This is a genomic window from Labrys sp. ALF-8 (genome assembly GCF_059699065.1).
In genome coordinates, this window is record NZ_AP048537.1 from 827310 (window position 1) to 852555 (window position 25246).

Annotated in this window: 19 protein-coding genes; 14 read left to right on the forward strand and 5 right to left on the reverse strand. The window is 63.5% G+C overall.

The genetic code is table 11. The features are described from left to right. Positions 1 to 142 precede the first annotated feature (142 nt). From AC6H34_RS03820 to AC6H34_RS03880, 13 genes are all read left to right on the forward strand, one after another. On the forward strand, positions 143 to 1129 hold the full coding sequence (locus AC6H34_RS03820) for an AraC-like ligand-binding domain-containing protein (RefSeq protein ID WP_448146064.1): 987 nt from the start codon (positions 143 to 145) through the stop codon (positions 1127 to 1129). A gap of 97 nt (positions 1130 to 1226) precedes the next feature. Continuing rightward, complete coding sequence (locus AC6H34_RS03825; protein WP_497537949.1) at positions 1227 to 3254, forward strand: hydantoinase/oxoprolinase family protein; 2028 nt, start codon at positions 1227 to 1229, stop codon at positions 3252 to 3254. 5 nt (positions 3255 to 3259) lie between these two features. Further along, positions 3260 to 5260, forward strand: a complete 2001-nt coding sequence (locus AC6H34_RS03830; RefSeq protein WP_497537950.1) for a hydantoinase B/oxoprolinase family protein — start codon at positions 3260 to 3262, stop codon at positions 5258 to 5260. A gap of 306 nt (positions 5261 to 5566) precedes the next feature. Next, positions 5567 to 6289: a GntR family transcriptional regulator gene (locus AC6H34_RS03835; RefSeq protein WP_448146061.1), complete on the forward strand. Its 723-nt coding sequence runs from the start codon at positions 5567 to 5569 to the stop codon at positions 6287 to 6289. A gap of 437 nt (positions 6290 to 6726) precedes the next feature. Further along, on the forward strand, positions 6727 to 7929 hold the full coding sequence (locus AC6H34_RS03840) for an ABC transporter substrate-binding protein (RefSeq protein WP_448146060.1): 1203 nt from the start codon (positions 6727 to 6729) through the stop codon (positions 7927 to 7929). 53 nt (positions 7930 to 7982) lie between these two features. After that, positions 7983 to 8759: an ABC transporter ATP-binding protein gene (locus AC6H34_RS03845; RefSeq protein ID WP_497537951.1), complete on the forward strand. Its 777-nt coding sequence runs from the start codon at positions 7983 to 7985 to the stop codon at positions 8757 to 8759. Then, positions 8756 to 9529 (forward strand): ABC transporter ATP-binding protein, encoded by a 774-nt coding sequence (locus AC6H34_RS03850; RefSeq protein ID WP_497537952.1) that lies wholly within the window; start codon positions 8756 to 8758, stop codon positions 9527 to 9529. The genes AC6H34_RS03845 and AC6H34_RS03850 overlap by 4 nt, the downstream gene beginning before the upstream one ends. Further along, entirely contained in the window at positions 9526 to 10440 is a 915-nt protein-coding gene (locus AC6H34_RS03855; protein WP_448146057.1) for a branched-chain amino acid ABC transporter permease, read from the forward strand. Before AC6H34_RS03850 ends, AC6H34_RS03855 begins: the two co-directional genes overlap by 4 nt. A 19-nt stretch (positions 10441 to 10459) precedes the next feature. Beyond that, positions 10460 to 11536, forward strand: coding sequence for a branched-chain amino acid ABC transporter permease (locus AC6H34_RS03860; RefSeq protein WP_497537953.1), 1077 nt, complete (start codon positions 10460 to 10462; stop codon positions 11534 to 11536). A 5-nt stretch (positions 11537 to 11541) separates the two neighbouring features. Further along, the gene (locus AC6H34_RS03865) at positions 11542 to 12477 is read left to right on the forward strand and encodes an aminotransferase class IV (protein WP_497537954.1); all 936 of its coding nucleotides are present in this window, start codon (positions 11542 to 11544) and stop codon (positions 12475 to 12477) included. Between the two features lie 46 nt (positions 12478 to 12523). Further along, positions 12524 to 14542, forward strand: coding sequence for a hydantoinase/oxoprolinase family protein (locus tag AC6H34_RS03870; RefSeq protein WP_497537955.1), 2019 nt, complete (start codon positions 12524 to 12526; stop codon positions 14540 to 14542). Positions 14543 to 14564: 22 nt separating this feature from the next. After that, positions 14565 to 16253: a hydantoinase B/oxoprolinase family protein gene (locus AC6H34_RS03875; protein WP_448146053.1), complete on the forward strand. Its 1689-nt coding sequence runs from the start codon at positions 14565 to 14567 to the stop codon at positions 16251 to 16253. Positions 16254 to 16347: 94 nt separating this feature from the next. After that, positions 16348 to 17742, forward strand: a complete 1395-nt coding sequence (locus AC6H34_RS03880; protein WP_448146052.1) for an aspartate aminotransferase family protein — start codon at positions 16348 to 16350, stop codon at positions 17740 to 17742. Between the two features lie 102 nt (positions 17743 to 17844). Here AC6H34_RS03880 and AC6H34_RS03885 read toward each other — a convergent pair whose 3' ends face one another. The 5 genes from AC6H34_RS03885 to AC6H34_RS03905 all read right to left on the reverse strand — a co-directional run bounded on the left by AC6H34_RS03885 (position 17845) and on the right by AC6H34_RS03905 (position 23922). After that, complete coding sequence (locus tag AC6H34_RS03885) at positions 17845 to 18543, reverse strand: ABC transporter ATP-binding protein (RefSeq protein WP_448146051.1); 699 nt, start codon at positions 18541 to 18543, stop codon at positions 17845 to 17847. Continuing rightward, positions 18540 to 19325, reverse strand: a complete 786-nt coding sequence (locus tag AC6H34_RS03890) for an ABC transporter ATP-binding protein (RefSeq protein WP_448146050.1) — start codon at positions 19323 to 19325, stop codon at positions 18540 to 18542. The genes AC6H34_RS03885 and AC6H34_RS03890 overlap by 4 nt, the downstream gene beginning before the upstream one ends. After that, positions 19318 to 21204 carry an ABC transporter permease gene (locus AC6H34_RS03895; RefSeq protein WP_497537956.1) on the reverse strand — a complete coding sequence of 629 codons (1887 nt, stop codon included), beginning with the start codon at positions 21202 to 21204 and terminating at the stop codon, positions 19318 to 19320. Before AC6H34_RS03895 ends, AC6H34_RS03890 begins: the two co-directional genes overlap by 8 nt. A gap of 50 nt (positions 21205 to 21254) precedes the next feature. Then, complete coding sequence (locus AC6H34_RS03900; protein ID WP_497537957.1) at positions 21255 to 22469, reverse strand: ABC transporter substrate-binding protein; 1215 nt, start codon at positions 22467 to 22469, stop codon at positions 21255 to 21257. 205 nt (positions 22470 to 22674) lie between these two features. Beyond that, positions 22675 to 23922 carry a metal-dependent hydrolase family protein gene (locus AC6H34_RS03905; protein WP_497537958.1) on the reverse strand — a complete coding sequence of 416 codons (1248 nt, stop codon included), beginning with the start codon at positions 23920 to 23922 and terminating at the stop codon, positions 22675 to 22677. Between the two features lie 616 nt (positions 23923 to 24538). Here AC6H34_RS03905 and AC6H34_RS03910 point away from each other — a divergent pair. Beyond that, positions 24539 to 25102, forward strand: a complete 564-nt coding sequence (locus tag AC6H34_RS03910; RefSeq protein ID WP_448146046.1) for an HdeD family acid-resistance protein — start codon at positions 24539 to 24541, stop codon at positions 25100 to 25102. The last annotated feature ends 144 nt before the right edge of the window (positions 25103 to 25246 follow it).

A 25246-nucleotide genomic window follows, 5' to 3' on the forward strand; every position in this document is an offset into this window, starting at 1 on the left:
CGTCAAGAAGACGAAGCGGCGGGCAAGGGTGCGACAGCCACCCACCTGGCGGGACCAGAGGCATGGCCGGAGAGAGCGCCGGGAAGGACGGGAACCCTTCATGGCGCAGCATCTCCCCGAGCCAGGAAACGGGAGCATCGGAATGCGAGTCAGATATTCGACCGCGCAAGCCGCTCCAGCGGCACGCAAGCGCTATTGGGACCAGGCCGTCTCGCAGACCTATTTTCCTCTGGAGCTCGGCTTTCGTAACACGCCGAGATTTTCCGGCGACCTCGAGGTCTGGTCGCTCGGCAACCTCTCGATTTCCCGCAACGTGTCCGACGGCCTCGTCTATCGCCGGCACCAGCGGCATCTCCTGCATGAACGCGAGGAGAGCTATCTCATCACCGTACCCGAGCTGTCCGAGATCAGCTTCGCGCAGGATGGCAAGGAGGTGCGCTGCCGCCCCGGTGCCTTCCTGGTCGAGCGAAGCCACCTACCCTATGAATTCAGCTATGCCGACCCCAATGCGCTATGGGTCCTGAAGGTACCCAGCGCCACTCTCCGCGCCCGGGTCGGGCAGCCCGAGCGCCTCGCCTCGCTGAGCTTCGATTCCACGCGCGGCGTCGGCGCGCTCTTCGTTGACATGATCCGCCACACGGCTCAGCGGCTGGACGAGATGGGCGGAGCCGCGCGCGACGTCTCGGGCAAGCATCTGGTCGACCTGCTGGCTCTCGCGGTTGAGGGAGACGAGCGTGTGCTGTCCGGGCCTGCCTCTTCCATTCAGAGCGCGCATCTGCATCGCGTGGAACGTTTCATACGGACCAACCTGGCCACCAGCGATCTGTCGCCGCTGACGGTCGCCGATGGCTGCGGCATCTCGATCCGCTACCTGCATCAATTGTTCGCAACCCAGGGAACGACGGTCTGCGGCTGGATCCGCAGCCAGCGCCTCCTGATGTGCGATGAAGCCTTGCATGATCTCGATGGCCGGAGATCCATAGCCGAAATCGCCTACCAGTGGGGTTTCGGCGACCACGCCCAGTTCAGCCGGCACTACAAGGCCCATTTCGGCCGCACGCCGAGCGATACGCGTGAGGCGGCCCGCCGGGCCGCCTTCGCAACGACGATAATCACGCCGGCAGGCTAGCCCGCCGGCGCATTCTGCAGAATGAACAGTCAAAAACCCGTTTTACGGGCAAGGCGGAGCTTTGCCCGAGGACGAGGCAGGACAGGAGAGTTTCCCTTTGCAAAACTTGCGTGTGGCCGTGGATGTCGGCGGTACCTTCACCGACATCTGCATCATGGACGAGACGACCGGCCTGATCCGCATCGAGAAGACGGCGTCCTCCCAGGATCCGATCGACGGCATCATGTCCGGCGTGACCAAGGCTGCGATTGATCTCGGCAAGGTGGCCCTGTTCTCGCACGGCACCACCGTCGCGACGAATGCCCTGATCACGCGGCGCCTGCCGCGGACCGCAATGGTCTGCACCAAGGGCTTTCGCGACGTCATCGAGATCCGCCGCGCCAACAAGGAAGATCTGTGGGACACCTACAAGGACGTCGTGCGTCCCTACATCCCGCGGTGTGACCGCCTGGTCGTCGAGGAGCGCGTGGACGCCCAGGGCGTCGTCGTCACCCCTCTCGACGAGACGGGGGCCCGCGAGCTCGCCCGCATTCTCAAGCGGCGCGACGTGGCGGCCGTGGCCGTGTGCTTCATGAATGCCTACATGAACGGCGCCAACGAGCGGCGCATGAAGCAGATCCTCGAGGAGGAGATGCCCGACGTGCCGATCTCGATTTCCTCCGGCGTGCTGCCCGAGATCTTCGAGCATGAGCGTTTCTCGACCACGGTCGTCAATGCCGCGTTGAGCCCGGTCGTGGTCGACTACACGACCCGTCTCGGCGAAAGGCTCAAGGAGGAAGGATACACGCGCGATCTCCTCCTGCTGCACACCGGCGGCGGGGTGATGACGCCCAACAGCGTCAAGGATTTCGCCGCGCGCCTCGCTGGGTCCGGCATCGCGGCAGGCGCCATCGCCAGCCGCCACATCGCCATGCTGTGCGGCTTCCAGAACTCCATCGGCCTCGACATGGGCGGGACCTCCACCGATGTCTCCCTCGCCTATGAGGGCCAATCGAGAGTCACGAAGGACTGGCATATCGAATTCGGCTATCCGATCCGCTTTTCCTCGATCGAAGTGCTGACCATAGGAGCGGGCGGCGGGTCGCTGGCCTGGACGGACGAGGCCGGCTCGCTGCGCAACGGGCCTCAATCGGCCGGTGCCAATCCCGGGCCGGCCTGCTATGGCAACGGCAACAGGCAGGCCACCAATACGGATGCCAACGTCGTCCTCGGAAGGCTCGGCACCAGCCTTGCCGGCGGCAAGATCCTGCTCGATCCGGCTCTCGCGGCGGAAGCGGTCGACGAGAGCGTGGCCCGCCCCTTCGGCCTCACTCGCGAGGCTGCGGCGGACGCGATCATCCGGGTCGCCAATGCGAACATGTCGGATGCGGTACGCCTGATCTCGATCAGCCGCGGCTACGATCCGAGAGACTTCGCGCTCGTCGCCTTTGGGGGCGCCGGCGCCTTGCACGGCGTCGCAATCGCCCGGGATCTTGCCATTCCCGCGGTAATCGTGCCGCCCAATCCCGGCGTCACCTCCGCCCTGGGATGCCTGCTGGTCGACGTCCAGCATGATTTCTCGGAGAGCTACCTCGCCAACGCCGGCGAGGCGGATCCGGCATCGATCGAAACCGAATTCGCACGCCTGGAGAGGGAAGCCCTGGAACGCCTCGCGCATGAAGGGGTCGCCCCCGCCGACATCGTGCTGCAGCGCACGATCGACATGATGTACCAGGGACAATGGCGCTCCCTCGCGGTCGCTGCTCCCGCGCCGATCGTTTCCATGGCCGATCTGATCGAGGCCTTTCATCGACAGCACGAGAGAGAATACAACTTCCGCCGCGACGAGGCGCCGGTAGGGTTGTTCCGCCTCAACCTCAAGGCGATCGGCGTCGTGCCGAAGGCCGAGCTTGCGGCCCATGAGCCGACCGGCGTCACCCCTGCCCCGACGAGCCGGCGCCCTGTCTGGTTCGACGGCGAGGCCGCCGCCGACACCCCGGTCTACGAACGCTCCGACCTTCCCGCCGGCTTCAGCCTGAGCGGACCCGCCGTCATCGAGCAGGTCGATTCGACCGTTCTGATCCCGCCGGGCACGCGGGCCGAAGTCGACAAATACCTCAACATCGTCATCCGCGTGAAGGATTGATACAGATGGTCTCCAAACCCTCCCTCGATCCCGTCACCTTCGAGGTGCTGAAGAACTCCTTCATCACCAGCGTCGATCAGATGGGCGAGCAGATCCTTCGGACCTGCTACTCCTTCGTCATCTACAACCGTGACTTCTCCAGTGCCCTCCACGATGCCGAGGGCAACTCGGCGGCCCAGGGCAACCAGGACATCGCGGTGCATGTCGGCACCCTGCATTTCACCTGCAAGGACGTGATGCGCGCCTTCGAAGGCGACATGCATCCCGGGGACGTCTATGCGATCAACGATCCTTATGCCGGTGGCACGCATTTCTCCGATGTACGTCTCATTCGCCCGATCTTCTCCGACGGCAGGATCATCGCCTTCAGCCAGTCCAACGGCCACTGGTCCGACGTGGGCGGCAGCGTGCCGGGATCGTTCGACGTTTCGGCAAGAGACATGTTCAAGGAAGGCCTGCGCATCACGCCGGTCCGCCTGTTCGACAAGGGACGCTTCTGCCGGGATGTCGCGCACCTGATCGCTTCCAATACTCGCGACCCGGCCTCCATCATCGGGGACATCCATGCCCAGGCCCAGGCCACGCAGGTCTGCGAACGCGAAATCCTGCGCCTTGTCGCCAAGTATGGCCGGGAGACCGTCCAGACCGGACTTTCAGAAGTTCAGGACTATGTCGAGCGGGCAATGCGCCAGCGCATCGCCGCCTTGCCGGACGGGGAATGGGAAACGCAGGACTTCATCGATCGCGACCCGGCCGGCAAGGAAGGTCTCATTCCGATCAAGGTCAAGCTCACGATCAAGGGTGACAAGGCGATCTATGATTTCACCGGTAGCCATCCCACCATCGGCTCGATCTACAATTCCGCATTCGGGGCCACCTTCTCTGCCGTAGCCGCGGGAATGAAGACCTTTTTCCCGGACCTGCCACTCAACAGCGGTTTCTACCGCGTCTTCGAGATCATCGCGCCGGAAGGCAGCATCGTCGATGCCAAATGGCCGGTGGGCGTCACCGGCTTCCTGATGCCCTTCGAGAAGATCATGAACGCGATCTACGAGATCTGGTCGAAGATCCTGCCCCAGCGGGCCATCGCCTGTGCCTTCAACCTCGAATATCTGCTGACGGGCGGGCTGGACGCCCGGCGCCCGGAAAAGCCGATCTTCATGTTCTACGACTGGCTCCCCGGCGGCTGGGGCGGGCGAAACGGCAAGGATGGCTGCAATGTCACGACTGCCTGTTTCGGCACCGGCCTGATGGCGCAGCCGGTCGAAGGTCAGGAGCGGGCCAATCCCATCCTGACCACGGAATTCGAGATCCTGACCGACTCCGCCGGACCCGGCAAATGGCGCGGCGGCGCGGGCGTGCGAAAGACGTCGCTGATGTTGGAGGCGGAAAAGACCGTCATCTCCTATATCTGCGATCGCGAGCGGGCCGTGGTCTGGGGCATCGAAGGCGGGCTGCCATCCATACCGCACGGTCTCAGCCTGCAACGCGCGGGCAGCGACAGGCCGGAATGGCTCGGGGCGACCTTCTCGGACGTACCGCTCGGTCAGGGCGACATTTTCAGCCGCCCGACCGCAGGCGGCGGCGGCTTCGGAGACCCCCTCGAGCGAAGTCCCGCGCATGTTCTGCAGGACGTGGTCGATGACTACGTTTCCGTCGAGCGAGCGGCAAAGGACTATGGCGTGATCATACGGGCCGTGGACCCCGAGATCTGCGCTTACGAAATCGACGAGGCCGCCACCGATGCCGAACGCAGGATGATCGCGCGCGAACGTGCCGGCTGGCTTGCGACCGACCCCGAAGAGGTCGCGGCGGCCTACCGCGCCGGGACGATCGACAAACTCGATGCGGTCCGCCGCTATGCGGTCGTGCTGGATTGGGACGACGGCACGCTGCTGCCGAACTCGACCAAGCAATTCCGGGAGATGTTCCACAAGCGTTCCGCAGCCGGATGGTCCGACGGCGGCGAGGAAGCAGAGCCCGCCCTGCGATCGCTGGCATCATGACGGGCGGCGTTCAAGCCCACGTCGGCGCCGCCGCGAGGACTTTCCTGCCGGCGTCGCCACGAACTGGCGGCCGGTGGCTCACCCGTAGCCGCCGAGTCCCGCCGTCTCTTTGGGCTGCTGCTACATTTTATCCTCCATGCCCTGCACTTGAGCAGCGGAATGCACAAACTTTCTGCAGCCAACCGATTGACTTATTATGCTCTTTTTCTAATCTGTCCACAGTCTGCAGAATGAATTTTCTCGACGGGGACGCCTGGCTGGCCAAGCTTCCACGTCATATCGGAAGCTGCCAGAAAGGTATGGTCCATGGCCTTGTCGACAGGCAGACCTGCCGCACCGCGCCTGATCGAAACGCCCAGCCTCTCGGATCAGGTGCGCAACATTCTTCTCGAGGCTTTGACCTCAGGCCTGCTGCGGCCGGGCGACCGCATAAACGAGGCCGAACTGGCTCGTGTGCTCGGCATCAGCCGCAACCCCATCCGGGAGGCGGTCTCCGGCCTGGCGCAGAGAGGGTTCCTCGTCTCGGCTCCACGCCGAGGCCATTTCCTGCGGCATTTCACGCAGCAGGATGTGGACGACGTGTTCTCGTTCCGCATCTGCGTGGAATCCTTCGCCATCAGGCAGGGAGTGCCGCTGATGACGCAGAACGACCACAAGGACCTGCGGGGCATTGTGGACCGGATGATCGTGGCGGCTCAGGCCCGGCGGCTTTCCGACCTGCGCCAGGAGGATATCTCCCTCCACCGGCGCATCTGCCAGCTCTCGCGCAACCGTCAAACGTTGCGTGCCCACGAAGGCATCGACACCGAGGTGCAGATGCTGATCGCCTTTGTCGACCTGGACCATGAGACGCCGATGGAAACGGCGTTGGCCCATCTACCCATCGTGGAAGCCATGGCGACGGGCGACATCGGCCGCTCCGTCGAGGCCATGGAAAATCATCTGAGGGCGACATGGAAACACGTCCTCGAAGTCTATGAGCAGGCTGGTCTCCGGAAAACCGGAAATCTCAGAGCCCCGTCCACCTAGCCCGTATACCTTGTCATTCGTGCCGACACCTTGAAGCTTCAACGCCATCGCCGGGAATATGCATATGAAGTTCGCGAAGAACAGAATGTATATCGAAAGCTATAACAAGTGTCCGAACTGCGGCATCCTCATCTACGAGAAGCCAGCCAATTCCGACGCCGGTACCGTAACAGCGGCAGGGCGAATCTATTGCTCCGCCTGGTGTGTGGAATGGGAAGAAGAACGTACCAGGAGACGGCAGGCTCCTTCCTCCGCCTGATGCGGGTCCAGCAGGTCTGATTGGCTCCGTTTGACGAACTGCGAACCGACAATGACGCGGCGTGCACCAGCATGTCCGCGAACGCTGAAGTCGTGCCCGGTCTTTGAGACCGGGGCTTGGAACTTGTCCATCTCGCAGGCTGCAATCATGCACCTGCAGCTTTCGGCAGGAGGGTACCTTGAAAGCGAGACTTCTAATTGGGGCGCTGCTGAGCGGAGCCATAGCCCTGGGGGCGGCTCACCGTGCATCGGCAGCCGACGACGGCATCACCATCGGGATGGCGGTGGCCTTCTCCGGCTGGATGGAAGCCTATGACGGAGAAGCCACCAAGATGGCCCAGCTCTGGGTGGAGCAGACCAACGCCAAGGGCGGGCTTCTGGGCAAGCAGATCAAGGTGATCTCCGGCGACACCAAGACCGACCGCGTCGAGGGTGCGAAAGTGGGCAAGGCTCTCATCGACCAGGGCGCGAACCTGCTGCTGGTGTCGGCGGATTACGACTATGGCGCTCCGGCCGCGCTGCAGGCGCAGAAGGCCGGCGTGATCTCGACCTTCCTCGGTGCCTCCGATCCGAAGGCGGGTGTCCTCGGCGTCGGGCCCTTCTCCTTCACGGCGAACAATGCCGGCCAGCTCGAAGGCGCGGTGATGGGAGACTGGGGCTATGAGAAGAAGGGCTTTCGCAAGGGCTACATGCTGGTCGACGAGACCATCGAATACAACAAGTCGGTCTGCGCGGGCTATGAGTGGGCCTTTCCCAACAAGGGCGGAACGATCGTCGGCAAGGACACCTTCAAGGGCCTCGATCCGACCATCAGCTCGCAGATCACCCGCCTGAGCGATGCGATCCGCAGCGACGGCGTGGACAACATCATGCTGTGCTCCACCAATCCCGGCGCGGCCAGTTCCGTGCGCCAGCTGCGCGCTGCAGGCATCACGCTGCCCATCATGAGCGCCACGGCGATGGACGGCACCTACTGGCTCAATTCGACCCCGGGATTGAAGGATTTCTACCTGCCGGTCCAGGCGTTGACGGTGAACGACACCCGCCCGGCCGTGAACGAACTCACAGCCGCCTACGCCAAGAAATTCGGGAAGCCGCCCACGACCCAGTACGCCTATCCGATCTATGCCTTCCTGGACCTCTGGTCGAAGGCGGTGACGCAGGCTGGCACCACCGACGCCGCGAAGGTCGTGGCCTTGCTCAACCAGAGCGACAAGGTCCCCACGATCCTCGGCCCGCGCACCTTCACGCCCAAGCTGCATATCCAAACCAGCATGCCGATGATCGTGGTCTCCTATGCCGACGACAAGGAAGCGCCGGTAGAGGAATGGACCATCAAGGACACGATCCCGGACGCGGTGCTCTACCGGCTCAAGAAGTGAGATCGTCGCTGGCCGGTCAACCGGCCAGCTTCCCCGACCAAAGGAACGGCGCGATGACCCAGCCTTATGCCGAACCGCCATCCCCGGGTGTCGATCGCGGCGTCACGAATGCCTCGGTCCTCGCCGCATCCGGGCTTTCCGTGCGCTTCCAGGGCCTCGCCGCGATCTCGGATGTAAGTCTCGCCGTGCAACGCCACGAAGTATTCGGGCTCATCGGGCCCAACGGCGCAGGCAAGACCACGCTCGTCAATTGCCTCACCGGCTTTCAGCGGCCGACCGAGGGCCGCATCACGCTCGGCGATACCGATACCACCGGTTGGCCGGCACCACGCTTTCGCGAACGCGGCGTCGCGCGGACGTTCCAGGCAGGACGGCTGTTCAAGGACATGACGGTCGCCGAGAATGTGGAGGTCACAGCGACCGGGCTGGGCCTGGGACTGCGGCGTGCCCGCGAACATGCCCGCTCGATGCTGGCCTGGATCGGCCTCACGGACAAGGCGCACTGGCATGCCGGAGCACTCGCGTACACGGACCAGCGGCGGCTCGGCATCGCGCGAGCCCTGGTCCTCTCGCCCGCCTTCATCCTGCTCGACGAACCAGCGGCCGGCATGTCCGACGCCGAATGCGAGGATCTGATGGTGCTGGTCGCCTCGATTCCCCAGACCTTCACCTGCGGGGTTCTCCTGATCGAGCACAACATGCGCGTCGTCATGGGTATCAGCCAGCGCATCCATGTGCTCGACGGCGGCCGCACGATTGCCGAGGGCACTCCCTGGGAAATCCAGAAGCATGACGCCGTGCTCGCGGCCTATCTCGGCATGGAGGCATGATGGAAAGGCTTGTCGAAGTCGACGATATCCACGTCCGCTACGGCGATCTCGTCGCCCTGCGTGGCGTGTCCCTCGATGTCGGGGAAGGCGAGGTGGTCTGCATCATCGGCCCGAACGGGGCCGGCAAGTCGACCACGCTCGCGGCCATTGCGGGCGGCGTGGCGCCCAATGCCGGGGCGATCCGCATCGGCGGCCAGAACATCGTGGGACAACGGCCGGAGCAGATCGCGCGGCTCGGGCTGTCGCTCGTTCCCGAGGGCCGCCACATCTTCGGCACCCTGACGGTCGACGAAAACCTGCGCTTAGGCGGATATATCCAGCGCGACCGTGCCGCCGCCAAGGCCGACCTCGAGCGCCTGCTGGAGATATTCCCCCGCCTCGCGGAGAGGCTCAACTACCCGGCTGGACGCCTTTCCGGCGGAGAACAGCAGATGCTGGCGGTGGCCCGGGCGGTGATGACCCGCCCGCGTCTCCTGCTGGTCGACGAGCCGTCGCTGGGACTGGCTCCGAAGATCATCGACCAGATCTACGAGATCCTTCTGGAACTGCGCCAACGTGTGAAGCTCACGCTGCTGATCAACGAACAGAGCTCCAACCGTATCCTCAAGCACGCCGACCGCATCTACGTGCTGCGCGGCGGCCGCATCCAGCTCGAAGGGCGCACCGCGGACCTGCAGGACGGCGAGGCCATCCGGCACGCCTATTTCGGCTTCGGCGAGGGCCATGCGGCCGACACGGAGACCCACGCTCGAAAGGAAGTCCGGGCATGATCCAGTTCCTGCAGAACCTCATCGACGCCGTCAGCCTGGGCAGCATCTATGCGCTGGTGGCGCTGGGCATCGGCCTGCTTTTCGGCATCCTGCGGCTGATCAATTTCGCGCATGGCGATTTCATCACCATCGGTTGCTACGCCCTGATCGTGCCCTCAGCCGACGTCACAGCGCGCCTGCTGATCGGGGCATGGGCATGGCCGGTCATGATCCCCACCATCTGCCTCATCGTGGTGATCGTGGCGCTCCTCACCGACGTTCTCGTGTTCCGGCCCCTGCGGCGGACCTCCTCTCCCACGCTGATGATCGCATCCTTCGCGGTCAGCTACATCATCCAGAACGGGGTGCTCATGGCCTATGGCTCACGCCCGAAGGCGGTGGACCTGTGGAGCGGCGCGAACACGCAGGTTATGATCGGCGATCTGCGCGTTCCCATGCTCCAGCTCATCACGCTTGTGGTCACGCTGGTGCTGATGGTCGCGATCTCCCTTTTCCTGAAGAAGACGGCCTACGGCGTTCAGATGCGTGCGGCGGCGGAAGATTTCCGCATGGCCCAGTATCTCGGCGTTCGCGGCAATGTGGTGATCGGCATCGCCTTTGCGATCAGCGGTATCCTCGCCGGTGTCGTCTCGCTGCTCTACACTACCCAGTCGGGCTCGCTCAGCTACACGATGGGGGTACCACTCGCCCTCTTCGCCTTCGTCGCGGTGGTGGTCGGCGGCATGGGGAGCCTGGTTGGCGCGGTCGTCGGCGGATTTACCATCGGCTTTATCGTCACGATGCTGCAGGCCTATCTGCCTCCGGACCTGCGTGCCTTCCGCGACGCCTTCGCCTTCGCCTTCGTCATCCTCGTGCTGCTGATAAGACCCGCCGGCCTCGTCCCGGCACGCAGCTCCTTCGAACGCGTCTGAAGCGAGGGAGCCGGAAACAATGCGCAACTTCATCGTTCGGCACCAGGCTCCGTTCCTGCTGATGGTGCTTCTCGGCCTGATCGCGGCGACGACGTTCATCACCACGGACGACAGCCTCAAAGTCACGTTGACGGAGATGTTCATCCGGGTGATCGTCGTGGTGGGCCTTTATGTCTTCATCGGCAATTCGGGCATCATCTCCTTCGGACAGATCGGCTTCATGTGCATCGGCGCATACGCAGCCGCGTGGGCGACGGCGGACCCGTCCTTCAAGCAGATCATGCTGTCCGGCCTGCCGACATTCCTGCAGGACAACCAGTACCCGTTCCTGCTCGCCACCGCCGGCGCGCTCGTGCTGCCTGCCGTGGTCGCGCTCTGCCTGGGCATCGCCATCATGCGTCTGAACGGGACAGCCGCGTCGATCGCGACTTTCGCATTCCTCATCATCGTGAACAGCGTCTACTCGAACTGGGATTCCGTGACGGCGGGCGTCAGCTCGATCATCGGCATCCCGACGGTGGTCGGGCCGTGGACAGCCTATGTCTTCGCAGCTCTCGCGATCCTCGTGGCCTATCTGTTCCAGATTTCGCGCTTCGGGCTGATGCTGCGCGCTTCGCGGGATGACGAGGTTGCGGCGCGCGCTTCGGCTGTCAAGATCCTTCGCATGCGCCTTGCGGCCTTCGTGCTCAGCGCCGCCCTCGTCGGCGTCGGGGGCGGGCTCTACGCCCAGTTCCTCGGCATTCTGACGGTCGATCCCTTCTATCTCGATCTCTCCTTCATCACCATCGCCATGCTGGTGGTCGGGGGCATGTTCAGCCTCACGGGGGCCGTATCGGGAGTGGTTGCAGTGACGGCGGTCGTCGAACTGCTGCGTCTCCTCGAGCGAGGCGTCACGATCGGGGGAACGGAGCTGGCCCTTCCGCAGGGCAGCCAGGAAATCGGCCTCGGCCTCGTCATGGCCCTGATCTTGATCTTCCGCCCCACCGGCCTGAGCCGCGGGCGCGAACTGGCGATCGTGCCGGCCAGGCAGGCCGAGGCGATACCCTCCCCTGACGCGCTGCCCCTGCCGGGCACCCCCGGAAACGCGACGAGGTGACGGCCATGACTGAGGATCTCTCCCCCTATGCCGCCGGCACGGCCTACATGGACGGGCGCTACATGCCCATCTCCAAGGCCGCCATACCGATCACGGACTGGGGATATCGCCGTTCCGACGTCACCTATGACGTCGTCGGCGTCTGGCAGGGCAACTTCTTCCGCCTCGACGATCACATCGCCCGCTTTCGCGCTTCGATGAACGCCTTCCGCTTCCGGCCGCGGGAAACCGATGAGGACATCAAGGCGATCCTGCATCGCTGCGTGGCCCTCAGCGGCCTGCGGGATGCCTATGTGGCAATGGATTGCCTCCGCGGGCGGCCGCCGGCCGGCGTTCCCTACCATCCCGCCTATGCGCGCAACTACGTCACGGCCTTCGCCGTTCCCTGGGTCTCGTTGCTGAACCAGGAGGTGATGGCGCGCGGCGCCCATCTCGTGGTCGCCGAAACCGTGCGCATTGCCGCCACATCGGTCGATCCGACGGCCAAGAACTTCCACTGGGCGGACCTGACCCGCGGACAGTTCGAGGCGCACGATCGCGGCGCGGACTTCTGCGTGCTCCTGGCGAATGACGGCACCGTCACCGAGGGGCCCGGCTTCAATATCTTCGTCGTCTCGAAAGGCAGCATCGTGACGCCGTCGAGCGGCGTTCTCGAGGGCATCACCCGCCGCTCCGTCATCGAACTGTGCGGGGAGCTCGGCCTGCCGATCGAGGTACGACCCGTGCTCGTAGCCGAACTGCGCGACGCCGACGAGATCTTCATGTCCACCACGGCGGGCGGCATCATGCCCGCCGCGCGGATAGACGGACGCATCATGAGCAACGACCGGCCCGGCCCGATTTCGCGACAGGTGCAGGACGCCTTTTGGGTGCGCCGCGCCGAAGGTTGGCACGCCACGCCGGTCAATTACGCCGCCGCCGACTTGCCGGCGGCATCCTGAATCCGGGGAGAGCCCCCAAAACCACGCACAAGGAAGGAAGCCGGTCATGGGCTACAGGCTGGGCATCGACATTGGAGGGACGTTCACGGACTTCGTCGCCTATGACGAATCCAATCGGGCTCTGAAGGCTTGGAAGAATCTCTCGACACCGCATGATCCGATCCAGGGCATCATGACGGGCCTGCGATCCTTCGGCGAGATCGACGCCATCGGCGGCATCCGGCTTGGCACGACGGTGGCCACCAACAGCCTTCTCGAGGGCAAGGGTGCCCGTATCGCCTATGTCACCACGCAAGGATTTCGCGACGTGCCCTTCATCGGCCGCGGCAATCGCAGGCATCACTACGATCTGGCCTGGGTCAAGCCCAAGCCATTCGTGAAACGCCGCGATGCCTTCGAGATCGACGAGAGGATCGGCCCGTCGGGCAGCGTCATCAAGGCGCTGAACGAAGGCGAGGTCGAGGCCCTTGCCGAAAAGTTCGCCACCGAGGGAGAGATCGAGGCGATCGCGGTCGTGCTGCTGCACTCCTACCTCACTCCGGCGCACGAGCAGAGGATCAAGGAAATCTTCAAGGAGAAGCTCCCGGGCGTGCCGGTTTCGATCTCCTACGAGGTGCTGCCGAAGTGGAAGGAGCACTTCCGCTCCTCCACCACCATCTGCGATGCCTTCATCAAGCCGGTGGTGACGAGTCAGCTTGGCTCGATGCGACGGGAACTCGATGAACAGGGCGTCAAGGCACAGGTGGTGGTCATGCGCTCCAACGGGGGCGAAATGAGCCTCGACGCGGCCGTGGAGTCGCCGATCCAGATCGCGGTCTCCGGCCCGACGGGTGGTGTTATAGCCGCCAAGCGCACGGCCGAACTGCTCGGCCTGCCCAATCTCGTCACGCTCGACATGGGCGGAACATCGACGGACGTGTCCACGGTCGTCGATGGGAAGGAAAAGTTCACCACCGACTTCGAGATCGAGTGGGGGCGTCCGATCCAGATACCGATGATCGACATTCGCACCATCGGGGCGGGCGGCGGCTCGATCGCGCGGATTGACGCCGGGGGGATGCTCGTCGTCGGCCCGGAAAGCGCGGGCGCCAATCCGGGGCCGGCCTGCTATGGGCGCGGCGGGACGCTGCCCACCGTCACCGACGCCAACGTCGTGCTAGGCCGGATCAGCGCGGAGAACTTCCTCGGGGGCTCGATGGGGCTCGATGCGGCCGCAGCCCGCAAGGCGATCGAGCCGCTGGCCGAGGCGCTGGGATACAGCACGGAGCAGGCGGCGCTCGCCATCGTGCGCATCGCCAACAACAACATGGTGGGTGCCCTGCACACCGTCCTGACCGAGCAGGGCCTGGACCCGCGCGATTTCGTGCTCGTGGCATTCGGGGGCGCCGGCCCGCCCCACATCAGCGACCTAATGACCGAAGCCTCGATACCGCGGGGACTTGTGCCCAACTTCCCGGGCCAGTTCTCCGCCTTCGGCTTCACCATGGCCGATGCCCGTGTCGACCGTTATCGCACGGTCCAGCTCAATTCACGCTTCTTCGATCGCGACAGGGCCGCTTCGGCCATGCGCGCGCTGGTCGAGGAGTGCCGGGCGGAGCTTGCCGCACAGGGGCACCACGACGTGATCATCTCCCGGAGCGTGGAGATGCGCTACCTCGGCCAGAACTACGAGCTGGAGATCCCCGTCGAGGCCGATGCCTTCACCGATGAGGAAATCGCCGCCGTGATCGAGACCTTCCATAGCCAGCACGAGGCCCGATTTGGCTTCCGCCTCGCCGATCACATGGAGATCGTCAACTTCCTCGTCACCGGCATCGCCCGGACCGGCCAGCTCGAGTTCCCGGTCATCGCGGATGCAACCGGTCGCGTCGAGCCGGTCACGCGCCGTCCCGTCTGGTTCCAGCAGGGTTGGATCGACACGGCTGTCTATGCCCGCGACGAGTTGCTTGCCGGACACACGATCTCAGGACCGGCGCTCATCGAGGAAAACGCCTCGGTAACGGTCCTGGCCCCCGACAAGACGCTGACCGTGGACCGCTACGGCAATCTGCTGATCTCGGCCTGACAAAGCCGCAAGGAGTCTCAAGATGGATATGGTTTCCCTCAATATCGTCGGCGGCATCCTGGTCTCGATCTGCCGGGACATGGGCGTCACGCTGATGCGTACCTCCTATTCGACCATCTTTTCGGAATCGCTCGATTTCACCTGCGGCCTCGCCCTGCCGACCGGCGAGCTCGTGGCGACGGGCGACTTCTGCCCGTCTATGATCGGAGGCATGCCGCTGCTGCTGCGTTCCTGCGTGCAGGAAATTGCCCTGGAGGATCTGGAGGAGGGCGACGTCATCCTTCACAACGATCCCTATCGTGGCGGCCTTCACACGCCGGAACACACCTTCTTCAAGCCGGTCTTCGTCGACGGCACCCTGATCGGCTTCGCGGTCGCCATCGGCCATGTCTGCGAAGTCGGCGGCATGGCGCCCGCTGGTTTTGCGGGCGAGGCCACGGAGGTCTTCCACGAAGGGCTGCGCGTGCCGCCGGTGAAGATCAAGCGCGCCGGCAAGGACGTCGACGACATCTGGCGGCTGCTGCTCGCGAATGTTCGCACGCCCCGCTACAACTATGGAGACTTCCGCGCCCTCATAGCCGCGATCGACCTGGGCGAGCGGCGCATGGCCGAACTGGCCCGCAAACATGGGGTCGATGCGTTCCGCGAGAATGTGACGGCCCTGATGGATTACTCCGAACGCCGCATGCGGGCGGAGATCGAGAAGATTCCGGATGGCCGCTACCTCTTCGAGGACTGCATGGAGGATGACGGCATCGAGGACAAGGTCTACACAATCCGCGCCGAAGTGACCGTCAATGGCAGCGACCTCATCGTCGACTACCACGGCTCTTCTCCACAGGCCAAGGGGCCGATCAACGGCACGCTCGGCGTGGCGCACGGCGCTGCCTACAACGCCGTCCTGCAGCTCACGGATTCCACCATTCCAAAGAATTCGGGCTGCTTCCGTCCGATCCGCGTTCTGGCCGAACCGGGCACGGTGGTGAACGTCAACTTCCCCGGGCCATCCGTCGGCGGCAACACGGAAACGCACTGCCGCATCGCCAATGTCGTGATGGGAGCGCTGGCACCAGGCTTGAAGGAACGCTCGGCCGCCACGGACGGCGCCAGCCACAGCAATTTCCTTTTCGGCGGCACCGACAACCGGACAGGCGAGTTCTTCTGCTGCTACGATCTCACGCCCGTGGGCTGGGGCGGCAGGAGCTTCGCCGACGGCAATGATGCGGTCGGCGGCATCAACGGCAACTGCCCGCACATTCCGGTCGAGGTCTTCGAATATCGCTTCCCCTGGCATGTCGAGGAATTCAAGCTGGTCGACGGTTCCGGCGGTCCCGGCACCTATCGGGGCGGCTTGTCGCTCTCCAAGACCGTGCGCTGCACCGACACCGAAATGACATTCAGCTATATGAGCGACCGCCAGAAAGTCAGCCCCTGGGGCATCCATGGCGGCCATGAGGGCGGCCGCGCCGAACTCTTCATCAAGCGTGACGGCAGCGGCGAATGGCTGACGATCACCCAGGCCTTCAACAAGGTCTCGCCCAGCAAGTTCGCCAACGTGCCGATCAAGCCAGGCGACCGGATCAAGATTTCATCGCCCGCCGGCGGCGGCTGGGGACCACCGGAGCAGCGCGACCCCGTCCTGGTGAAGGAGGATCTGCTCGACGGCTTCATAACGCCGGAGCAGGCTCAAACCGTTTACGGCCTCCGATAACCAGTTTCTTCCGAATGGAGGCCGCGGTCACGATACGGCGGCGGCCCCTCCCCTTTTTTCCGGAAGCAAGGCTTCCTGCTCAGAAAGCAGCACGATGAACATCCTGCCCAATTCCCTGCACGCGCGCGACATCGCCTATCAGATCCATCCCTACACCAACGCCCGCAGGCATGAGCGAATCGGGCCGATCGTGATCGAGCGCGGTTCCGGCATCCATGTCTATGACGATCAGGGACACGAATATATCGAGGCATTGGCCGGCCTGTGGAGCGTGGCCGTGGGCTTTGGCGAAAGCAGGCTCGTCGAGGCCGCTGCAAGGCAGATGGCCAAGTTACCTTACTATCATACCTTTTCCCACAAGTCGCATGAACCCTCGATCGAACTCGCCGAAAAGCTCGTGAACTTGTCACCCGCGGGTCTGGACCACGTCTTCTTCACCAATTCAGGCTCGGAGGCCAACGACACCGTCGTCAAGTTCGTGTGGTATTACAACAATGCCCTCGGGCGGGAGCGGAAGAAGAAGTTCATTGCGCGCAACGGCGGCTACCACGGCATCACCGTCGCTTCCGGCAGTCTTACCGGCCTGCAGGTCAACCAGCGCGGCTTCGACCTGCCGCTGCCCTTCGTCAGGCATGTCACCTGCCCGCATCACTATCGCTTCGCAGAGGCCGGAGAGAGCGAAGAGGCCTTCGCGGACCGCCTCGCCGCGGAACTGGAAACCACCATTCTCGCCGAGGGACCGGATACGGTCGCCGCGTTCATCGGCGAACCCGTCATCGGTGCCGGCGGCGTGCTCGTGCCGCCTCGCACCTATTGGGAGAAGATGCAGGCCGTCTGCCGCCGCTACGACGTGCTGGTGGTGGCCGACGAGGTGATCAATGGCTTCGGCCGCGTCGGCACATTGTTTGCCAGCGACTATTTCGGCATCAGCCCGGATATCCTGGTGGTCTCCAAACAGATCACCTCCTCCTATCAGCCGCTCGCGGCCGTTCTCGTCAGCGACGCCATCTACCAGGGGGTGGCCGACCAGAGTGAGCGACTTGGCACCTTCGGCCACGGCTTCACGGGCAGCGGCCATCCCGTCGCGACGGCGGTGGGGCTCGAGAACCTGGCGATCATCGAGGAACGCAATCTCGTCGAGAACGCGGCCAAGGTCGGCGAACATCTTCAGGCCAGGCTACGGGAGTTCGTCGACCATCCGCTGGTGGGCGAGGTGCGTGGCGTGGGCCTCATCGCCGCCATCGAACTCGTCGCGGACAAGGCCAGCAAGGCCAGGTTCGACCCGGTAGGAAAGGTCGGCCAGTATTTCTTCGCGAAGGCCCATGAGCACGGGCTGATCATCCGGGCGATCCAGGATTCCATCGCGTTCTGCCCGCCGCTGATCATCACCGAAGCCCAGATCGACGAAGTCGTGGCTCGGTTCGCGCGCACTCTCGAAGACGTCACCGCCTGGGTAGAAGCCGGCATGCCGGAAGAAGGCCAGGTTTGACCCGGCGCCTACCTCCGGGCGTTTCCCCCGAAGCTCGCCTTCGGAAACCGGCGGGACGAGCCGCTTCCGGAAGCGGGAGCGGCCGGCCTGGAAGGAAGATGGCTAGGCTCCGAGATGCTCGAGAAGTGTTTGCTCATCTTCCGACACCTGCCTGTTGCTCATCTCGCGAATGACCTTGCCGTTCTCGATCATGTAGTACCGATCGGCGAGATCCATCGCGAACTGGAGGTTCTGCTCGACGAGGAGAATGGTCAGTCCTTCCGCCTTGATATCCTTTATGATCGCTCCGATCGCCTCGACGATCACCGGAGCCAGCCCCTCCGTCGGCTCGTCGAGCAGCAGGAATGAGGCTCCCATGTAGAGTGGTCGGGCGATCGCCAGCATCTGCTGCTCGCCGCCGGACAGGGACGAGGCCTTCTGCGTCCGGCGGTTCCGCAGGACCGGAAAATGCTCGTAGATCCGCTCGAGCGGCCATGCCGTGCCGCCATTCGGGCGGCCGATCGTCAGGTTCTCGTGCACGCTCAGCGTGGAGAATATGCCGCGATCCTCCGGCACGAACCCGATGCGCATCTTGCAGATCCGCTCCGGCGGCAGGGAGATGATCTCGGTGCCGTTGAAGGCGATGCTGCCCGTCCGGCGCGGAATGTCGCCCATGATCGATTTCAGCAGGGTGCTCTTCCCGGCGCCGTTGCGCCCTATGAGCGTCACCACTTCGCCCGGCTCGACCATCAGGTTGACGCCCTGCAGGATATGGCTTTCGCCGTAGTAGGCGTCGAGGTTCCTGATCTCCAGCATGCTCATTGGCGCTTCCCCAGATAAGCCTCGATGACGCGCGGGTCTTTTCGAACCTCCTCGTAGCGCCCCCTGGTCAGGAGGGCACCCTGTTGCAGGACGATGATCTCGTCGGCGACGTCGGCGATGACGCCGAGATTGTGCTCGACGATTATGATCGTCCTCTCCGCCGACAGCCGGGCGACGAGGTCCGTTATGCGCGACACGTCAGCCGCGGTCATTCCGGCGGTAGGCTCGTCGAGAAGAAGAATTTCGGGACCTGCCGCCAGCGAGATCGCGAGTTCCAGCGCACGCTTGCGCCCGTATGACAGGTCGCTCGCTGGCTGCTCGCGCGAGGATGGCGGAATTCCGACCTGGTCGAGGAGCGCGTCCGCCTCCTGCCGGTGATCCCCGTACCAATCCGACCTGGCAAGGGCATTCGTACCCCCGTCCTTGCGGCACTGAACGGAGAGGACGACGTTGTCCATGACCGAGAGGTTCGGGAAGATGCTCGTGATCTGGAAGCTGCGCACGATGCCCCGGCGCGCAAATTGCTCGGCGCGCATATGCGTCATGTTCTCGCCCTTGAACAGCAGTTGGCCGCGCTTGGGGCGATAGAAGCCGCTCAGGATGTTGAACAGGGTCGTCTTGCCGGCACCGTTCGGACCGATGATGCCATAGACGGGCTTCTTCTCCAGGGCCAGGGTGACGTCGTTGATGGCGACGAAGCCGCCGAAGCTCATCGTCACCGACCGCAGTTCCAGCAGCGGCGCTGTCTGCGACCCGCCGATATCGCGAAGAGGCTCAGGCATCTTTCACCTCCCCCAGGGGGGCTTTGTCATTTGCCGGATCGACACGCGGCGTGCGATCCAGGAACATCTGCACCGTCTCCCCGAGAATGCCCTTCCGGAACATCAGGACGACGGCGACGAACAGAAGACCAAGGAAGAGATTGCTGTTGTCGGTGACGGACGACAGCGTATTGCGCATCAGGAGCACGATGCCGCTGCCGAGGAACGGCCCGAATATGGTGCCGGCGCCGCCCAGGAGCGTCATCATGATGGGCTCCCCGGACGCTCGCCAAGCGACCATCTCCAGCGTCACGAACTGATGATTGAGCGCATAGAAGGCCCCGGCGGTCGAGCAGATCAGGGCGGACAGGGCATAGGCTTTTACGCGAAGCCCGTAGACGTTGTAGCCGATGCTCGTCATGCGCCGTTCGTTCTCCCGCGCGCCAAGAAGCGCAAGACCATAGGGTGACTTCAGAAGCCGCAGCACACCGGCGATCGACAGCGCCGCCACGGCGAGGCACACATAGTAGAAGACGCGATCGTCGTGCAGGTCGAGGCCGAAGAGAGACGTTCGGACCAGGCCGTGCAGCCCGTCCTCGCCCCCCGTGTAGTCGGCAAACTGATTGACGATGAAGTAGACGATCGAGGCGAAGGCAAAGGTGATCATCGAAAAATAGATCCCCTTCTTCCGGGCGACGATCAGGCCGAAAAGCAGGCCGATTGCCGTGCTGGCGCCGATGCCCACAAGCACGGCCAGCGGCATCGGCACGCCAAACTTCACCATGAGAATGCCGGTCACATAGGCCGAGGCTCCCCAATAGGCGGCCTGGCCGAACGACAGGAGGCCTCCGAATGCGAACAGCAGGTCGAAACCGACCGCGAACAGCCCCCACAGAATGATATCGGTGGCCAGGACCGGATAGACCAGCCACGGCAGCACCAGACCGGCCGAAAGCGCGATCAGCGCCGTCGGGCGGCTCATGAAGAGCCGTCGCGCCCGGTCGGTCATCGGCGTGTAGTGCAGCGAGAAATGCGAGATGTCGATGCCGCGGAAGATGCCGCCGGGCCTTGCGATAAGCACCACGAGCATGAGGACATAGATGACCGCGCTCGCCGCCGGGGCGTAGAAGACGGCGACGATGGCCGATGCGAGGCCGGAGGCGAAACCCATGACCACGGACCCGGCGATCGATCCCATGCCCCCCGCGACCACCACGGCAAAGACGAAGTTGATCATTTCCTCGCCCATGTAAGGCGACACGTTGCGGAGCGGCGCGGAGAGGGCGCCGGCCAGTCCCGCCAGGGCGGAGGCGAAGAAGAACGTGCCGGAGACCAGGAGGGGGACGTTGCCGCCGAAGCACTTGAGAAGATTGGGCCGCTCGGATGCTGCCCGGATCAAGGCGCCGAGCCGCGTCCGCTCGAGCGCGAACCAGATCGCAAGGCACGCCGCGACCGAGACGACGACGACGAAGAGGCGGTATTTCGGATAGAAGGCGAAGCCGAGATTCACCGCCCCCTTCAGCGCATCCGGCACCAGATAGGGTGCGGACGTCACGCCGTAGAACATCCGCACGATGTCCTCGATGATCAGTGAAAGACCAAAGGTCAGGATGAGGATATAGGCGAGGTCGAGACCATAGAGGCGCCTGATCAGCAATCGCTCCAGCACGACGCCCAGCAGGCCGACCAGAATGGCGGCGACGAGGAATCCCAGCCACAGCGAGAGGCCGAGATGGGATCCCAGGATCAATGCAATGACGGCGCCGAGCATGAACATGGAGCCGTGCATGAAATTGACCACGCGCATCATGCCGAAGATGATGCTCATCCCGAGGCTCATCAACGCCAGGATGCCGCCGGTCACGAGCCCGTTGAAGAGTAGAGTCGCGTAGAAGGTCATTAAGGCGGATCTCCAGACAACCCGGTGCCAAAACGTCAGGCGCTTCGGAACTACCAGTCGTGCTTGCAGGTGCTCTCGGTCTCCGGGTAGTAGGCCTCTTCGCCCGGCACGGAACCGATGATGTTGAAGTAGTCGCCTTCCTGCTTGACGTCGGATGCCGGCTTGACCTCACCGACGAAGGTGCGCTTGACGACGAGGTGGTCGCTCTTGCGCATGAGGGCATCCTTGGCGAACATGTCGCTGAACCGCCGGCCCTCGAGGGCCTGGGTCACCTTGTCGGGATCGTCCGTCCCGAGTTCCTGGACTGTCTTCAGCACCTGGTAGACGGCAGAATAATTGCCGGCGTGGATGTCGCCCGGGTAGAAGTTGAGGTCCTTGTGGAAGCGCTCCGCGAATTTCCGCGTGTCGTCGTCCATGTTCCAGTACCAGATCAGCGCCGCGTTGACGCCTGCCCAGGTATCCGGCCCCAGTGCCTTGACGTCCGAAAGGTTGAGCTGTCCGGGAACGATCTTGATGCCCGCATCCATCAGGCCGAATTCGCGGGCCTGCTTCACCGCGTTGCGCAGGTCCTGGCCGGATTCCAATATGCCGACGGCCTGCGCACCGGCTGCCTGCGCCTTCAGGAGATAGCTTGAAAAATCGTCGTTCGGAAACGGCACCATGTCGATGCCGACCACTTCGCCGCCAGAGGCCTTGACCGCCTTGGAGAATGAATCGAGCAGCGATTTTCCGAAGGCGAAGTCGGCGGCGATGAAGTACCACTTCTTCGTCCCGCTCTGCGTGAGCTGCTTGACGGGGACGGACATGGCCGAAGTGTCGTAGCCATAATGCCAAGTGTATTTGCCGCAGGCCTCGTTGGTGAGCGCCATCGTGCCCGGGCTGACGAAGGTGGTCAGGATATGGCGTTCATTCGCAAGCTTGGCGATCGCGATAGCTGCTGCCGAGCTGGAAACGTCGGTGATGAGGCTCACCCCCTGCGAGTCGATGATTTCCCGTGCCTTGTTGACGGATAGGGCCGGATCCAGCTTGTTGTCGACGACGATGACGTTGATCGGCACCCCGTTGACCTTGCCGCCGAAATCGGCCACCGCCATCTTCGCGAATTCGACGTCGCCCGGCCCCGAAGTTTCCGAATAGACCGACGAGAGATCGGTCAACATCAGAATATTGAACTTGTCCTTCTTCATCTGGGCATCTGCAGACGCGGCGCCGGTCAGGGCGAACGCCGCCGTCAGACAGACGGTAGCCAGTTGTTTCCTCAGCATTGCAATCCTCCCTATTGCACGGACGGCGAGCGTCCGATCGACGCCGCAACCATTTCTCCTCACGCACCGGGCCTGTTCGACCCTTCTTCCTGGACGTGCGCGACCGTTGTCGGTCAGAGCAAAGTCCGACCGATTTCCATTGGCGGCTTCCCCGCCATTCCCACTCATCGCGACGGTCCATGCCGGACCGCGTTCGCGCCCTCGTTCAGGCCGCGGCAGCCAGCTCGTCCTTGATAAGTTCACCGTTCTTCATGACCATCGACATGTACCGGCCTTGGCCGGCGAGCACCGAGATGTCGCGAAGCGGATCCTTCTCGATGACGAGCAGATCGGCATAGGCACCCGGCGCAACGGTGCCGATCTTGCCCGGCATGCGGCAGAGTTCGGCCGCATTGAGCGTGGCGGAGCGGATCACCTCGATCGCCGGAAGCACCTCGTTGCGGATCATGAACTCCTGCGACTGGTAGCTGAACATGGAACCCAGTACGTCCGTGCCATAGGCGAGCTTGACGCCCGCGGCGTGCATGATCTCCAGGGACTCGGGCCCCCGGGCACGCACCCATTTCAGGCGCTCCACGAAAGCCGGATCGAGATTGAGCCGATCTGCCTCGCGGATCTGCGCCTCGTAGGCGGAAATCGTCGGCGTGACGATCGCACCCTGCCGCGCTGCCATCTCGGCCGTGCCGGACGTGATCAGCGTCGCATGCTCGATGGAAAAGATGCCGAGTTCGAGCGCCCGGGCGACGGCCTCGTCGGTATGGGTATGCACCGAGACATACATCTTCGCCTTCTCGGCCTCATCCTGGAAGACGCGCAGTTCCTCCGTGGAATAGCCCAGATAAGGACGCGGAAAATGGTTCGACGCGGCGCCGCCATTCGCCATGACCTTGATGAACCGGGCTCCCTTGCGCACTTCGTCCCGCGCGGCCTTACGGCAATCGTCGACACCGTCCACGACGCGGGCGACGGAGCCCAACTGATAGAGTTGATGCTCTCCGCCGCCGAGATCGTGACGGGAGCGATAGTCTGAATGTCCGCCGTTCTGGACCATCGCCTTGCCGCAGATGACGAGGCGCGGTCCTTGGACGAGCCCCTGCTCGACGGCCTGGACCTGGGCGAAGGTCGCTCCTCCGAGGTCGCGCACGGTCGTGAAACCCCGATTGAGCATCTCCTTCATGACGCGGACGGAATGATAGAGGATGGTCTCGTTGGGCAGCGCGGCGTTGTCCGAGGGCTCGTGATGAGCGGCAGCATTGATATGAACATGACAGTCGATCAGGCCCGGCATCAGCGTCCTGCCCCGCAGATCGATGACCCTGGCATTCGTATCCTTGATCGGTTTGTCCGAAACCTCGTCGATCGTGGTGCCGGATACCCTGACGAACCGATCCTGCACCCCGTCTTCGTGGGTGCCGTCGAGAATGCGTGCGTTCTCGAAAATGTATGAAGTCATATTCAATCGCTCCCTGAATTTTCGTTGTGTTGACCGCGTTGCCTGAGCCAACCGAAATCCTAGGAGGTTGAGTGCTGCCAGTAACGACCGCGATCATTCGCCTCGGGGTCACAGCCGTCGACTTGCGTCTCGTACCGCTCACCAAGCCGTCTGAACCCACGGGAGTTCAAGGAACGCCAACTCTCCACATGGAACGCTTATTCACGGAAAGGTTGTTTGTAAGAAGTCTCCATTCGGAACGCTGGCGTCGCGGTACGCGATGTTGGAGCCCCGGCTTCCAAGGTAGAAACTGCCCCCACCTTCGCCAGATACCGGCGCCACCGCCCCTGCATCCGAATACGGGCGACTACAATTACAGGTTGCAAATTTCCAACAAGCCGGTCGGTGGAGCGGGTGCGGAGTGTGACCTCCTATTGCTGTCGAACCCCGGCGGACCGGGCGCCTGCTGAGACGTGCTCGGCAAGATCGCGCCCCCCGATGGGTCGACGATCATCGGGCGGGGAGCCGACAGGGATGGACGACAAAGTATCCACCACCGATCCGGCAACATCAGTCTTTCATGTTGTTTCGGTTCCAATAGACGATACTATGGGAGCCCGGACCGGGAGATAGATCAATGAGCACCACCGACGGATCAAAACATAGTCTTGGCAGCGCACTACATTCCCTTCGGGCGAAGTGGGGATGGGTTCTCGCGCTCGGCATCGTATACGTCGCCGCCGGCCTCATCGCTCTCGGCAATGAACTCCTGAGCACCGTGGTCTCCGTGGCCCTGATCGGAGCCGTGATGTTCGTGTCGGGGATCTTCGAGATTTTCAGTGCCTTCCAGATGAAGACATGGAGCAGTTTCTTCCTATGGATCGTCCTGGGTGCGCTCTATGCGCTAGCCGGCGTGTTCGTGTGGGTCGATCCACTCCTCGCGGCGGGCATTTTCACCCTTCTCATCGGCATTGCCCTGATTGCTTCGGGTGCCCTGCGCATTTTCCTGGCCTTTCGGCTGCCGGACACGGCTCCGCGCTTCTGGGTATGCCTGTCGGGGGCGATCACGGTACTCCTTGGTGCGATCATCCTGAGCCAGTGGCCGGTCTCCAGCCTGTATGTGCTTGGGCTGTTTCTCGGGATCGACCTCCTCCTGGCCGGATTGGGCTGGATCGGAATGGCGCTGAAGCTCCGCGGATGAACAAGACGAAAATCGCGGACGCGCCCTGCATCGGACCGGACCGCTTACCCCTGCCAGGCTGGCAAGGAAAGGCGGCCCGGAACTCGTCTGCTGGTACACATAGTCCTTCCGCGACCGGGAGTGTCTTGTGTTTTGACGGAATCG

Bases quoted from the DNA above. Each gene is read 5' to 3' on its own strand.
- AC6H34_RS03820 (WP_448146064.1), top strand. From the start codon at position 143: ATGCGAGTCAGATATTCGACCGCGCAAGCCGCTCCAGCGGCACGCAAG.
- AC6H34_RS03830 (WP_497537950.1), top strand. From the start codon at position 3,260: ATGGTCTCCAAACCCTCCCTCGATCCCGTCACCTTCGAGGTGCTGAAG.
- AC6H34_RS03835 (WP_448146061.1), top strand. From the start codon at position 5,567: ATGGCCTTGTCGACAGGCAGACCTGCCGCACCGCGCCTGATCGAAACG.
- AC6H34_RS03845 (WP_497537951.1), top strand. From the start codon at position 7,983: ATGACCCAGCCTTATGCCGAACCGCCATCCCCGGGTGTCGATCGCGGC.
- AC6H34_RS03850 (WP_497537952.1), top strand. From the start codon at position 8,756: ATGATGGAAAGGCTTGTCGAAGTCGACGATATCCACGTCCGCTACGGC.
- AC6H34_RS03855 (WP_448146057.1), top strand. From the start codon at position 9,526: ATGATCCAGTTCCTGCAGAACCTCATCGACGCCGTCAGCCTGGGCAGC.
- AC6H34_RS03860 (WP_497537953.1), top strand. From the start codon at position 10,460: ATGCGCAACTTCATCGTTCGGCACCAGGCTCCGTTCCTGCTGATGGTG.
- AC6H34_RS03865 (WP_497537954.1), top strand. From the start codon at position 11,542: ATGACTGAGGATCTCTCCCCCTATGCCGCCGGCACGGCCTACATGGAC.
- AC6H34_RS03870 (WP_497537955.1), top strand. From the start codon at position 12,524: ATGGGCTACAGGCTGGGCATCGACATTGGAGGGACGTTCACGGACTTC.
- AC6H34_RS03875 (WP_448146053.1), top strand. From the start codon at position 14,565: ATGGATATGGTTTCCCTCAATATCGTCGGCGGCATCCTGGTCTCGATC.
- AC6H34_RS03880 (WP_448146052.1), top strand. From the start codon at position 16,348: ATGAACATCCTGCCCAATTCCCTGCACGCGCGCGACATCGCCTATCAG.
- AC6H34_RS03885 (WP_448146051.1), bottom strand. From the start codon at position 18,543: ATGAGCATGCTGGAGATCAGGAACCTCGACGCCTACTACGGCGAAAGC.
- AC6H34_RS03890 (WP_448146050.1), bottom strand. From the start codon at position 19,325: ATGCCTGAGCCTCTTCGCGATATCGGCGGGTCGCAGACAGCGCCGCTG.
- AC6H34_RS03895 (WP_497537956.1), bottom strand. From the start codon at position 21,204: ATGACCTTCTACGCGACTCTACTCTTCAACGGGCTCGTGACCGGCGGC.
- AC6H34_RS03900 (WP_497537957.1), bottom strand. From the start codon at position 22,469: ATGCTGAGGAAACAACTGGCTACCGTCTGTCTGACGGCGGCGTTCGCC.
- AC6H34_RS03905 (WP_497537958.1), bottom strand. From the start codon at position 23,922: ATGACTTCATACATTTTCGAGAACGCACGCATTCTCGACGGCACCCAC.
- AC6H34_RS03910 (WP_448146046.1), top strand. From the start codon at position 24,539: ATGAGCACCACCGACGGATCAAAACATAGTCTTGGCAGCGCACTACAT.